Genomic DNA, 12,648 nt, shown 5'->3' with positions numbered 1-12,648 from the left:
ACGGCATGACGTGCAATAGTGCGAGGGCACTGGCCGGTGGTCCACCCGAATTCCGTCGATGTTTAAGCACGAGCAGGCGGCCGTATCGATTTCGCCCTTGAACCGGGGCGCGCTTGCGGACTTAAGTTGTCTCGATCCCGCGCGAATCGGGGGCTCAAGGTCAGGGAGGTTTGGATGATATCGCGTCGCACTGTTGCGCTTTCACTCACGCTGGCATTGCTGTCCGGTCCGGCCTGGTCGGCATCGGGCAACGCCGTCAAGATGTTCGACACCGACAATGACGGCACGCTCGATCTCGCCGAGGTGAAGAAGGCCGCAGCTGCGCTGTTCGCAAAGCTCGATGCCGATCACGACGGCACGCTGGACGCACGCGAACTGCGCGGACGGTTAACGGCGAAAGAACTCGCCGCCGCCGATCCCGATCACGATGGCACTCTCACGCTCGAGGAATATCTGTCGGTGGTGGAGCAGCGCTTCAACGCAGCGAATCCCGACAAGGACGGAACGCTGGATGCGAAGGAGCTGAATTCGCGCGCCGGCCGCGCTCTGCTGAGACTGTTGCGGTGAGAGTCGTGGCGCTTGACTGGGAGCGAAGGTGATTTGCCCGAGAGGGAAATTTGCGAGCGCAATGCGACAGTTCACTGTGTTGCACTTCGATTCCAGACTTGCGCTGTGCCTGATGCAGCCCTAGGTTTTGCCCAGCGCGATGTCGCGCTCAATACCTTGGGAGACCCCGAATGGCTTGGAAAGCTCCGAAGATCGTGGAAGTGCCGGTCGGCATGGAAATCAACATGTACGCCTGCGCTTCGCGCAAGTAAGACCGACGAACCTGCCGCGGCTTCGATGGCGAATGCTATCGAAGCCGCGGCAGTGTTTGGCCTGCCATTTCTCGCCGCCTTCTTCTTCAGCGCAGTTCTATTGGCTTCCTATCCCTTCGTGAGGGCAGCCGCGGCTAGCGTCGGCCACGATAGCGATCGAGGACTGCGCTCGAAGTCTCAACCGTCAGCTTGTGCGTTGTATTGCGTCGCCTGGTCAGCGTCGGCGCCACTTTCGCGGCGAACGTGATTGAGGCCGTTACGCGGCTTTGCGTTCACTCAGCACGGGTCTTGAAACGTGCATACCGAAGCGCAAGGGTAGGCAGAACCAGCAGACTAAGTGCCATCGAGGTCATGAGACCCCCGAGGATGACGATCGCCATCGGACCCTCGATTTCGCGACCGGGTTCTCCTGCGCCTATCGCGAGCGGCAACAATCCCAGGCCGGTCACAAGAGACGTCATCAAAATCGGGACAAGACGATCTGCCGCGCCCTCGATTACGGTTTCGGATCCCCACACACGACCATCGACGAGGACGAGGTGTTCGTAGTGCGAAATCATGAGGATGGAGTTCCGCAGTGTGATTCCGAACAGCGTGACGAAGCCGACCATCGATCCGAGCGAAAGCAGGCCATCCGTCAATGCTAATGCGAGCACGCCACCGACCAACGCAAACGGCAGGTTGATCATCACCAGCAACAGATTTCGCCAATGGCCGGTAACCATCGAGAGCAGAACGATGATACCCGTCCCGGCCAGCAACGAGTTGACGATGAGATCGCGCCGCGACCGGGCTTGAGCCTCGGCCGCTCCGGCAAATTCAAGATGAGCGCCGGGAGGGAGGGCGACCTCGCGGGCAAGCTTGCGTTTGACGGCGGCCACGAAGGATTCGAGATCGCGTCCGCTGACGTTCGCCGTTACGGTCTGAACGCGCTGCGCATTCTGGTGCTGGATCTGATAACGACCCGAGGTTTCGTAGACGTCAGCGATTTGCTTCAGCAGAATGTAAGCTCCGCTCGGCGTGCGTACCGGCAGGTCACCGATCTGAGTAAGCCGGGCTCGGGCAGGCCCGTCGAGGATCACGATGACATTGAAGACAGCATTGCCTTCATATCCCTGGCCGACGACGTCGCCCTGATAGGCGGTGCGGATCAGTTCGAGCACTTCGACAGCATCGAGCCCCCAGCGCTGTAGATCGGTCGGGCGAAGCGTGACATTCACCTGCGGCATCCCCGGCGGGGATCGTTGCTGTACGTCGATGGCGCCAGCGACTTCGTCGAGTTCTCGAGCTACGTCGCGCGCAGCGCGCTCGAGTGAATCGAGATCGGGCCCGTAGATGTTGATGACCACCGCCGCGGTGAAGCCGGAGACGGTCTCTTCCACCCGCTCCGTCAAGTAGGTCTTGCTCGAGAAGGAAACCCCGGGAAAGTCGGCCAATGCGGCCCTGATGCGCGCTTCTGCTGCGGTTTGTGCCTGACCCGAGAGCCCTGGCTCCAAGTCGATCTCGAACTCGCTGGAATGAGGACCAACAGTGTCGATGCCGGCCTCGGCTCGGCCTGCATGCTGCGCCACCCTGCGGATGCCCGGGATATGTCGGAGCGTATCCGTCATCAGTTTGCCGATACGAAGGGATTCGTCGAGCGAGGTGCCGGGGATCGCGGAGACGTGCAGGATCAGGTGGCCTTCCCGCAGGTCCGGCAGGAAGGTCCCGCCAAAGAAAGGCAGCATCGCCGCGCCGGCGATCGTGACGGCCGCGGCCGCCGTCATCACCAGCTTCGGGAAGCGGCCGATACGACGCAGCAAGGCTCGGTAGTGGCGACGAGACCACCGCACCGCTGGTGGTTCATGCAGGCGCTGTCCGCCGGTCCTCCCGACGAGGAGCAGCATGGAGAACGCCGGCGTCACTGTAAGCGCGACCGCGAGCGAGGCGAGCACGGCGAAGATGTAGGCGATGCCCAACGGGCCGAAGAGACGGCCGGCAATGCCGGAAAGCGCGAGGACCGGAAAGAAGACCAGCAGCACCGCAAACGTCGCATAGGCAACGGCGGTTCGCACCTCGAGGAAAGCGTCGAGCACGACGCGAGCCTCGGGTTTCGGCGCCGTTGCCCGACGATTGTCGCGCAATCGACGCACGACGTTCTCGACGCCGATCACGGCGTCATCGACGACTTCGCCGATCGCGATTGCAAGGCCGCCCAGCGTCATCGTGTTGAGAGTTTCGCCCAGCCATTGCAGTGCGAGCACGGCCGCCATCAACGATAGGGGGATAGCGGTGCAACTGATAATCGAGGTGCGCCAGTCAAACAGAAATAGATACAGAACGACGACCACGAGTGCCCCACCGATCAACAGGGCGTTGAGCACGTTCCCAGTGGCTGCGTCGATGAAATTGGCAGGGCGAAATATGTCCGCATGGAGCTGAATCCCGTCGGCTTCGAGGCCGGGTCGCAGTTCTTGCAGCGCCGCTTCCGCCCGTGTGGTGACCTCTCGCGTATTTGCGCCGTATTGCTGGCTGACCATGAGCATGATGCCAGGCACGCCGTCGATGAGGGCCGCCCCGATTGGCGGCTCGGGAGCGGTCACGACAGTGGCAACGTCGCCGAGAACCACGCTTGCGCCGCCTTCGTGCAGAAGAACCGTGCGGGCAAGCTGGTCGGACGTCAAAGACTGCCCTTGGGTTTGCAGCGTGATGCGCTGATTGGCGGTGTCGATGAATCCGGCACCCCGTACACCGGTGGCCTTGCGCGCGGCGGTCAGCACGTCATTCAGGCCGACCCGGAACCGGATCAGGTCGTCGGGCCGGACCTGAACTTGCAGAGATCGGACATCTTTTCCGTAAGTGGATACTTGTGCCACGCCCTGTACGGCCAGAAGTCGTCTTGCCACGGTCCAGTCCGCAATGGTGCGCAGATCCATCAGCGAACGTTGATCGGACGTCAGGCCAATGACCAGCACAGTGCCGGCCAGCGGGGTCAATGGTGTCATCGACGGCGGCTGAACGCCTTGCGGCAGCCGCGCGGCCACGACTGCGAGACGCTCCGTCACCAATTGGCGCGCCCGGTAGATATCGCTGCGCGGCCGAAAGATGACTGTTACTACGGAGAGGCCCTGGATCGACGACGAGCGCAGGCTTTCGACGCCGGCCAAGCCGTTGATCGATGTTTCGATCGGTTGCGTGACCAGAATCTCGACATGCTCCGGGCTGAGGCCAGGAGCTTCAGTCTGGATCGTGACCTGTGGCGGCGCGAATTCGGGGAAGACTCCGTATTTGGCTTCGCCGAGCGCGAACAGGCCATAGCCCAGCAGTGCGAACGAAAGCGCAAGCACGAGGCCGCGGAAGCGGATAGCGAAGGCGACGAGAGCAGCTTGCGGTCCCGACCTGTTGGAGTCGATGCCGTCAGTCATTGTCATCGCCGCCCCGAAGCTCGCTCTTGGCCTCCTCGGACAATAAGACCTGTGCGCCCCGGATTACGATTTCGGACCCCGATGGGATATTTCGGACGACGTAGTCATCATCCGAGACCGGTTGATCCGTGCTGATCGGATGCCGTCGGAAGCTATCGGGGCTCACGCGCAGGTAAACCCACGATCGCCCTTGCCATCGCACAATCGCGGTATCCTCGATGAACACGCCCTCGTAAGTGTTGCCTGACGGCACATAGATAATCGTGTTCATGCCGGGCAGCAGACCACTATCGCCGGGCGCGGAGAAGAAATAGCTCAATCCCTGAATACGAGGGTCGGTGCGTGTTGCTGGGGAGATGTACTGGAGATCGATATTCGCATTTCGCGTCGGCGCTTGTGCCAGGGCTGCTCCCAGAGTCCCAGTGACAGTCACGCCCGGCGGCAGCGTCACCTGAACCAAAAACTGATCGCGTTCGATCAGCCTGACAATGGCGGGCGAGCGCTCGACGATTCCCCGGCCAATCACCGGCCCCCACTCCTGCTGTGCCGTTGCCGCGAGAGTCCGGAGCTGCGATTCCGCTGCGGCGAGCGCGGCCTTGTCGGTCCGCAGCGTTCCTTCTGCGGTTTCCGCTTCCTTTTTTGGGAGCGCAGCCGAGTCGACGAGATTCTTGGTCCGGTCGAATGCGCTCTTTGCGACTTCGAGCTTGGCCTGCGCTGTCTGAAGTTGAGCCTGCGCATTAGCGTAGCTATTGGTGAGCTCCGTAACGCGGGAGATGTCCAGCACCGCGCCGTAAGCGCGGAATTGCTCCGAATGGGGAGCGGCTTCCACAACCGCGGTTTCGAGTCCGACCTGTCCCTGCTGGCTGGGCGTAAGCTTGACCGCTGCCTGGTCGGTGTTTGCGGTGCGGGAAGGCTCGGTGCGGCCCGAATTCGACTGGTCTGGCTGTTGCGGCTCCGCAGCTGCTCGCCGGATTTGACCCACGATAGCCCCGGTGCCGGCGATGAGCGCCAGCACGCACACAGCGACCGCGCCGCCGCGCCAAGAGGTTTCCGTAAGAGCCATCAGCCTGTTAGCAGTTGTGGGACCAGCTTATTGACGAAATGAACCGGCGGCAAGGCGCTGGTTTCACGTCTGCCAATTCGGTGAAGGTCGGTGCACCTGGATGCGAGGCCGTGACCGCGAGGTTCCCGCTTCGTCTCGATCGGAATTGAAACTTCCCGCTCCTTGGAGCGTAGCCTCTTGTGCTAAATTCCGTCGGCGTTGCGAGGGGATCCCGGCATGAACCCGATTGACCTGGTGGTGACCGTGTGTGCGGTGCTCTCGCCTGCGACCTGCGAGGAGCAGCATCTGGTGTTCAAATATGGCGGCTCGCCGGCACAATGCGCGATGGCCGCGCCGCCCTATATCGCGCAATGGGTCGGCGAGCATCCGAAGTGGCACGCGGTGCGCTGGCGCTGCGAATATCCCCATCCGAACGACAAGGCGTGACGCACTCGCGCTCCCCCTGCTGTGCCAGCGCACCTCATGGTGAGGAGCGCGAAGCGCGTCTCGAACCATGAAGGCCCGACTCTCGCGCGTCGCCATCCTTCGCGACGCCTGCTCCGCAGGATGAGGGGAAGCTGCCTGTGACGCAGTAGATTACTTGGTGCAGTCCTTCAGATCCTTGTCGGCGATCGAGAACACCGCATCCGCCTTGATCTCGATGTCTCGGACGGTGCACTGCCGTGAATTGGGATAGCTGACCTTGGCGTCGTAGCGGCCGGGTTCGACGCCGGTGATGCGCAGCCGCTCGTCGTGGTCGACCTCCTTGTCCTTGTCGTTCAGGGTCTGGTTCGGACCCCAGTCGGTCTTGCCGGCCGGTGCGAGCTGGAAGCCGGAAATGGTCTCCGAGGTCAGATTCCAGAGCCGGATGCCCTTGCCCTTGCTCTGCGCGGCGGCTTCGCCGGCACACGCCAACAACGCGATCACAGCCAGAACCCAACGCATCAGCCAGTCCTCCCAAAGCAAACGCCGTCATTCCGTGATCAGGCGTTCGCGGTTCTTTGCCTTGTCGAAATTCCTGGCCCGGTCAAGGCCGACCGGAGCGATCAGCTTTGCCGAGGCGAGATCGGCGCCCTCGAAATCGGCATCGATGACGGTCGCGCCGGTCAGGTCGGCTCCGGCAAGCTGGGCGTTCTTGAGCGATGCGCCGCTCAAATCTGCCCCCTTGAGGGATGCAAATTCGAGATCGACGCGCGATAGGTCGGCGTTGCGCGCATTGATCCCAGCCAAATTGGCCGATCGCAACACCGCGCGCATCAGACCCATCGACTGGTTGCGCATGTCGGCCCCCAGATGCGCGTCCGCGATCGAGGCGCCGATCAGGCTTGCGCCGGTGAGGTCGGCGGCGATGCGTGCCCCTGTCAGATCCGCACCGTCGAGATGGGCGCGTGCCATCTGCGAGGCGAACAGGTTGGCGCCCTTCAGGTTTGCGCCTGTGAGGTCGGCGTCCAGGAGCCACGCTTGATCGAGGACTGCATGATCGAGCACTGTGCCGGCGAGCCTGGCCTTGTTGAGACGCGCTGCGCGGAAGATTGCGTTGGAAAGGTCCAGCCCCGAGAGGTCGAGTCCCGACAGCCGCTTGCCGGTGAAGTCGGCCGGCGCGGCAGCGCTTGCCTTGGCCAGCACGGCTTCGACCTCCTGCCGGCTCAGTTCAGCCGAAACCATTGCGGGCGAGGACAGGTCGACGTCGCGCATCATATCCTGCGCGCTCGCAGTCATCGCGACAACAACGAGGCCAAGTGTCGTCAGAGCGACCGTTCGCTTCATCATCAACTCCGCTGCCGGCCTGTTTAGCACGCGCCTGCCGCCGCTGACTATGAGATATCCCGACTGGCGCGTTCACCGCCATGTTCGCCATCTTGTCCGTTTTGGGTCCGATGGACGAGGCTGGCCTTGATCGCGGCAATCTCGGCGTCGCCGCGTGCTTCGCGCGGGATGGCGATCGGCACCTCGTGCATGATCCGCGCCGGCCGCGGCGACAGGAAGAACAGGCGGTCGCCGAGGCGGATCGCATCGTCGAGGCTGTGGGTGACGAGCAGCGTCATGACCGGGCGGCTTGCGACCAGCGTTGCGATCTCGTCGCGCAAGCGGCCGGCGAGCGCGTCGTCGAGCGAGGCGAGGGGCTCGTCGAGCACGAGCAGATCGGGCTCGACGGCAAAGGCGCGGGCCAGTGCGACGCGGCGGGCGAGGCCCAGGGACAATTCGCCGGGGAAGTGGCTGCGATGCGCTTCCAGCTCCAGGATCCTGAACAACTCCGACAGCTTCGCGTCGGTGACGTCGGGTGCCGCAAGCCGCACATTCTGCTCGACCGAGCGCCACGGCAACAGTCGCGGCTCCTGGAACACCATGCCAATCCGAGCCTGCGGCGGGCGCGAGACGCGGCCCTGGAAATCGCTATCGAGTCCGAGGATGATGCGCAGCATCGTGCTCTTGCCACAGCCGGACGGACCGATGAGCACACCGACCTCGCCGGGGCAAACCGCGAACCTGAGCGGCGCGAGCACCTCGTGCGTTCCGCCCGCAGCGCTCCTGAACGTCTTGCCTGTGATATCGACTTCAAGCTGCACGGGGCCGCCACCGTGTTGCGCGGGCTTCGAACGGTTGCACCAGCAAGGTTTCGATGACGAGCACGACGGCGGCGAATGTCAGCGAATAGGCGAGTAGCCGCGGCGTATCGAACAATTGGAAGGCGACGCCGATCTCGAAGCCGACGCCGTTCGGCCGTCCCAGGAGTTCGGCGACCAGCACGATCTTCCACACCAGCGACAGTCCGGAGCGGGCAGATGCGGCGATATAGGGCGACAGCTGCGGCAGCACGACGTGGCGGAACGCGCGCCAGCGCGGCATCGCGAACACGGTGGCCATCTCGTCGAGCGAACGATCGAGCGCGCGGGTGCCTTCGCGCAGGGTGACGATCGCGGTCGGCAGCTTGTTGATGGCGATCGCTGCGATCGCGGCGGCCTCGGTAAGTCCGGCCCAGATATAGGCCAGCACGATCACGACCAGCGCCGGCAGGTTGAGCAGCAGGATCAGCCAGGGATCGCCGAGCCGGTCGGCGAGCTTCACCCGTCCCATCAGATAGCCGATGGCGCTGCCGAGCGACATCGCCAGCACGAAGGAGAGAGCGACGCGCGCCAGCGTCGCCCCGAGATGCAGGAACAGCGCGCCGCTCGATGCCTCCGCGATCATCACCTGGAGCACGGCAGGCGGGGAGGGCAGTTTTGCGCCGCCGACGAGCAGCGCTGCAATCCACCAGATCGCGAGAAACAGGGTGAACGAGAACAGACGCAGCACCTCAGTCTCCGGGCACAGCGTGATAGAACGTGCCGGGATCGAGCTCGGCCGCTGGCCCGACCAGGTCGCGGCCGCCGATCTCGGCCAGCACGCGGTAGAGCACGCGCGCGTCCTTTTCCTCGTCGTCGATGCTCCGGCGCGGAATGCCGTCGCGATAGCGGTCGCGATAGGTCTTGAGCATGGTGGGATCGGTCGCGCCGGTGAGCGCCGCGATCTTGTCCCAGGCCGCGTCCGAGGTCACCAGCAACTGCTTGGCCTTGCGGGTCATGGCGATGAAGCGCGCCACCGCATCGCGATGGCTCGCAGCCCAGCTCTCGTCAAAGACATAGCCGACCGCGGAGACGGCTCCCTTGGCGCCCAGCTTCGGCAAGATGTCCTCGATGCCGGTGAGGCGACGAAAGCCCTTGGCCTCCAGCTGTGCGCAGAAATTCCAGAAATTGAGGCTCGCATCCATCTCGCCGTCGAGCGCCTTGGCGGCGATCAGGGGCGGCGCGCCATAGACGATAGTCGCATCCGACTTCAGGTCGATGCCGTCCTGCTTCATTCGCGCCTGGAGCAGCAGCCAGCTCTTGTCGATCGGTCCGCCGCCGATGGCGAGCTTGCGGCCCCTGAGGTCGGCGAGCGTCTTGATCGGCGACGCCGCCGGCACCATCACCGCGCCGAGCGCGCTGGAATAGGGGTAGAAGGTGAGCTTGGCGCCGAGCGCGCGCTCACGCGACACCCACAGCCAGTCGGACAGGATGATGTCGGCATTGCCGGCGCGCAGCGCGATCTTGCCGGCCTCGGGGCTAGCAAGCTCGGTGACGTCGAGCGACAGGTCGGCCTCCTTGTCGAGGCCGGCGGCACGGATTGCGGCCAGCTCCCAGGAGAATGTTCCGGTTTTCTGCACCGCAAGGCGAATGGTATCCGCGGCGCGGCCCGGTGCGGCCAGCGTCAGCGCCAGGGTCGCCGCAAGCGCCAATGTTCGACCAAGTGCTCTCATCACCTTGTGAGCCGTTTCCTCGAAGGGAGTCCTTTTCAGGACAATACGCATAGCTTAGCTTCCGTCGCAACCAGCGGGAGGACGCTCATGAAACAGGCGGGACAGCTACGACCGATTGTCGCCGCATTGGCGTTGTGGGCCGCGACCGCATGCGTGGCGCGGGCCGAGGAGGCCAACGATTATCCCACCTCGGCGCGCGCGGAATATGTCTATGGCTGCATGAAAGCCAATGGCGAGACGCGGCAGTCGATCGAGCAATGTTCCTGCTCCATCGACGTGGTCGCCTCGATCGTGTCCTACGACCGCTACGTCACCGCGGAGACCGCGCTCAGCATGTCCCAGGTTCGCGGCAATCTCGGCGTCCAGTTCCGCACATCGGAGCAGGCGAACTCCGCCGTGAACGATCTGCGCCGCGCGCAGGCGGAAGCCGAGGTGAGGTGTTTCTGACGCTGCCTTCGGCGCATGGCCCTGAGCCGGCGTGCAGCGAAAGCCCCGGCATGTCCGCTATCGGAGACAGAGCGGACCGAGCATCTGGCAGCCCCAAACTTCCGCTTCTGGGGACCCGAAGCAGAAGTGGGGCGGAGCCGAGACTGCACCGCCGTATGCATGTTGGCAGCTCTTCCGAGGACACAACTAAATAAGCTATCTCTTACGGCCGCACCAACGACAGTCAGTTCGTTAGATAGGACGTGGCCTCGGCCAGTTCGGGACGCGCCGGACCGACCGGCTTGCTCAGCGCCACAAGTCTCCGGTAGGCGTCGTGAGCAGTTACGGAATCACCCGTCTGTTTCGCGGCTCGGGCCTTGCCGAGAAGGCTGCGGAAGCGATTGGGATCGGTACTCAACACCGCCTGATACTCGATCAAGGCAGCTGCCGGCTGGTTGAGTTCGAGTAACAGATCGGCCAATAGCTCGCGCGCCGGCAGCACCGAGGACGGGGTGGCTGGGTGCTTGTCCATCGTGGCATCCAGATCGACCGCAGCCTGCAACAGCGAGATGGCGTTTTTGTCGTCGCCTCGGGCGTGGGCCAGGATGCCGGCGGCCGCCAAACGCTGGACTTCGACTTGGCTGGCCCAATAGCTGTCGTTCCCCTTCAGCTTGTCTTCAAGCAATTGGAGGTGGCCGATCTCCGTCTCGGCGCCGGCGATGTTTCCCGTCTTGGCGTTGCCCAGCGCGCGGGCATAGGCGATCATCGCTTCTGCCCACGGAAAGCGCTCGAGCGGGAAGCCGATCGCCGGCCCGCTCAGCGCGGCGGCGGCCTGCCAGTCGTGGCGCTCGAGCACATAACGAACCGGGATTGCGGCGACAGCGTAAGCCCCGGCAAGATTTGCACCGTCAATCTCGCGGAAGCCGGCAAGTTCGTCGACCACCTCTTTGGCTGGGCCATCTTGCGCGATCTGCAGATAGGCGTATTCGAGATAGTCCATCGTGTGCAGGGTTTCCTGGTCGTAGCTCCCCGGCCCGCGGCTCGCATGCACATAATTAAGCGCGGCGGTGTGAGCGGCGAGATTCGAGTCGATCGACTGCTGCCACATGCCAAGCCGGGTGAAGATGTGCGACGGCATGTGCAGCGCGTGTGGTACGTCGGGCGCGACCTTGGCATAGCAGATCGCGGCGTCCAGCCCCGCCGCGGCGAATTGTGGCGAGTCGTCGCTGTGGATCAGGTAATGCACGACGCCAGGGTGGTTCGGCGCCTCCTTCCAGATCTTGTTGAGGATCTCGGCCGCCTTTGTCTGATTAGCGAAGGTCTTGTCGGTCTTGAGCGCACTGGCGTTCAGCGCCAGGGCATAGAACACCGCGGCCTCACGGTCGTCCGGATAGCGTTCATACACCTGCTCCATCGCCTGTTCGTAGGCGATCGCACGAGCCTGATGTTTGAGCTTGTCATTGTCGCGATAGAAGGCGGCGATCGCCGCGATGTAATCCGCCTCGCGCGGCGTCTGGGTGGGGGCCGCCGTCGCCTTGGCAATTGCTTCGGAGCCCGCTTTGAGCGCTGTGGGCGACGGGGGGGTACCACAGCGGGTACCAATGACTCATCGCGATGCCCCAATACGCCATCGCGCAGCCGGGCTCGGACGTGGCGATCGCGGTAAACTTCTTTAACGCCTCGGGGTACCAGAACGAATGCAGGGTCCAAACCGCGTTGTTGAATGCCTGTTGTGACGTCGGCCCGCAGGAGATCGTGAAATCGACTTCCTCGGTGACCTTGGGTGCGGTCTCCGCCCGCAAACCCTGGAACTGCAACGCGAGCAGCGCCGTGGCCACGAGACCTGTTGAAATTCGATGATAAGCCATGGCGCTACCCTTTCGGTTGCGGCTGCCTGGGCCTACTCCACCATAGGGAGGCAAAGGGCCAGTATGTATGACCTGGCTGACATTCCATGTATCAAATATTCAACGTAGCATATCTTGCGGAAGGGAGCGACCATCACGATGGCGCGCCAGGCGATGCTGTATTTCCTCCGATAGCCTCGTTTCCATCGCCTCGGTCGAGCCGGACCATGATCGTCTCGCCATCGACGTGCGATCCGAGATCAAGCCGTTGTTGCAGAGCATGAGTACGTTTGTGGCCTCAGCGACCGAAATCCATGTCCGCTCGCACGTCGGCATTCAAGGCAAGAGCGGACTCGTTCTGCTCACCTTGAGTTCTTTTCAGTTTGACCCACAGCGGACGTTTCAGTGAACAGATTTACTAGGCTGGACGTACCGGACCGCTTTGCAAAGCCTCATCAGATCGGAGCTCTACCATCGCCTCTCAGGCAATAGTCGCGCGGTGTTGCAGCCGAACTTCCGATTATACGATCGTGCAGCTTATATACGGGAGCGAATCTCATGTTGGCTTTGCAGGCCCGACGCCCTAGATTCGCGGCGATCGCAGGACGAGCGAAATGCAGTATGTTTGCGACGCGCCGAAGGGTAAGACCTGGTTCCGTATCGAGACGGAAGGTGAAGCGATGCATGAGTCGCGCCTGATGGGCCACACAGTTGAGAAATATTTCCGCATCGAGCGGGAGAAGGCAGTCCAGTCCTGGCGTCCGGAGCGGCCCAACGCGATCGAGCGCGACATCGGCCTCGAGGCCCATGTACGGCGAGAGATGCCAGTTTTCCT

Annotated in this window: 13 protein-coding genes and 1 pseudogene; 5 read left to right on the top strand and 9 right to left on the bottom strand. The window is 63.1% G+C overall.

The genetic code is table 11. The features are described 5' to 3' along the window. Window positions 1-174: 174 nt before the first annotated feature. The gene (lanM, locus tag AC630_RS24645; protein ID WP_074121026.1) at window positions 175-567 is read left to right on the top strand and encodes a lanmodulin LanM; all 393 of its coding nucleotides are present in this window, start codon (window positions 175-177) and stop codon (window positions 565-567) included. A gap of 170 nt (window positions 568-737) precedes the next feature. Continuing rightward, on the top strand, window positions 738-818 hold the full coding sequence (gene pqqA, locus AC630_RS24640) for a pyrroloquinoline quinone precursor peptide PqqA (RefSeq protein WP_008562446.1): 81 nt from the start codon (window positions 738-740) through the stop codon (window positions 816-818). Between the two features lie 272 nt (window positions 819-1,090). Here pqqA and AC630_RS24635 read toward each other — a convergent pair whose 3' ends face one another. Together AC630_RS24635 and AC630_RS24630 are read right to left on the bottom strand one after the other, a co-directional pair. Continuing rightward, window positions 1,091-4,222 carry an efflux RND transporter permease subunit gene (locus AC630_RS24635; RefSeq protein ID WP_208867045.1) on the bottom strand — a complete coding sequence of 1,044 codons (3,132 nt, stop codon included), beginning with the start codon at window positions 4,220-4,222 and terminating at the stop codon, window positions 1,091-1,093. Then, window positions 4,215-5,285: an efflux RND transporter periplasmic adaptor subunit gene (locus AC630_RS24630; RefSeq protein WP_245330499.1), complete on the bottom strand. Its 1,071-nt coding sequence runs from the start codon at window positions 5,283-5,285 to the stop codon at window positions 4,215-4,217. Before AC630_RS24630 ends, AC630_RS24635 begins: the two co-directional genes overlap by 8 nt. 216 nt (window positions 5,286-5,501) lie before the next feature. Between AC630_RS24630 and AC630_RS24625 the strand changes: the two genes are divergently transcribed. Continuing rightward, window positions 5,502-5,711, top strand: a complete 210-nt coding sequence (locus AC630_RS24625; RefSeq protein WP_074121025.1) for a hypothetical protein — start codon at window positions 5,502-5,504, stop codon at window positions 5,709-5,711. 150 nt (window positions 5,712-5,861) lie between these two features. Here AC630_RS24625 and AC630_RS24620 read toward each other — a convergent pair whose 3' ends face one another. From AC630_RS24620 to AC630_RS24600, 5 genes are read right to left on the bottom strand one after another with little or no spacing between them, the layout of a single operon-like run. After that, the gene (locus AC630_RS24620; RefSeq protein WP_143198285.1) at window positions 5,862-6,209 is read right to left on the bottom strand and encodes a hypothetical protein; all 348 of its coding nucleotides are present in this window, start codon (window positions 6,207-6,209) and stop codon (window positions 5,862-5,864) included. 27 nt (window positions 6,210-6,236) lie between these two features. Next, window positions 6,237-7,034 carry a pentapeptide repeat-containing protein gene (locus AC630_RS24615; RefSeq protein ID WP_083636374.1) on the bottom strand — a complete coding sequence of 266 codons (798 nt, stop codon included), beginning with the start codon at window positions 7,032-7,034 and terminating at the stop codon, window positions 6,237-6,239. A gap of 44 nt (window positions 7,035-7,078) precedes the next feature. Then, a complete protein-coding gene (locus tag AC630_RS24610) occupies window positions 7,079-7,831 on the bottom strand; it encodes an ABC transporter ATP-binding protein (RefSeq protein ID WP_074121023.1) in 753 nt (250 codons plus the stop codon). Continuing rightward, window positions 7,821-8,558, bottom strand: coding sequence for an ABC transporter permease (locus AC630_RS24605; protein ID WP_074121022.1), 738 nt, complete (start codon window positions 8,556-8,558; stop codon window positions 7,821-7,823). Before AC630_RS24605 ends, AC630_RS24610 begins: the two co-directional genes overlap by 11 nt. A gap of 1 nt (window position 8,559) precedes the next feature. After that, window positions 8,560-9,540, bottom strand: coding sequence for an ABC transporter substrate-binding protein (locus AC630_RS24600; RefSeq protein WP_167561271.1), 981 nt, complete (start codon window positions 9,538-9,540; stop codon window positions 8,560-8,562). An 87-nt stretch (window positions 9,541-9,627) separates the two neighbouring features. On the opposite strand from AC630_RS24600, the gene AC630_RS24595 reads away from it, so the two are divergent. Further along, window positions 9,628-9,987, top strand: coding sequence for a hypothetical protein (locus AC630_RS24595; protein ID WP_074121020.1), 360 nt, complete (start codon window positions 9,628-9,630; stop codon window positions 9,985-9,987). A 223-nt stretch (window positions 9,988-10,210) separates the two neighbouring features. On the opposite strand, the gene AC630_RS24590 is transcribed toward AC630_RS24595, so the two are convergent. Next, window positions 10,211-11,380 carry a tetratricopeptide repeat protein gene (locus AC630_RS24590; RefSeq protein ID WP_083636373.1) on the bottom strand — a complete coding sequence of 390 codons (1,170 nt, stop codon included), beginning with the start codon at window positions 11,378-11,380 and terminating at the stop codon, window positions 10,211-10,213. A gap of 43 nt (window positions 11,381-11,423) precedes the next feature. Further along, window positions 11,424-11,834, bottom strand: a complete 411-nt coding sequence (locus AC630_RS42955; protein WP_143198282.1) for a hypothetical protein — start codon at window positions 11,832-11,834, stop codon at window positions 11,424-11,426. A gap of 593 nt (window positions 11,835-12,427) precedes the next feature. Between AC630_RS42955 and AC630_RS24585 the strand changes: the two are divergent. Then, window positions 12,428-12,648, top strand: a pseudogene (locus AC630_RS24585) (hypothetical protein); the annotation flags it as partial.

It is taken from the genome of Bradyrhizobium sp. AS23.2 (assembly GCF_001908185.1).
Classification (GTDB): Bacteria; Pseudomonadota; Alphaproteobacteria; order Rhizobiales; family Xanthobacteraceae; genus Bradyrhizobium.
The sequence above is the reverse complement of the archived record's forward strand: the minus strand, read 5'-3'. Positions and strand labels throughout refer to the sequence as shown.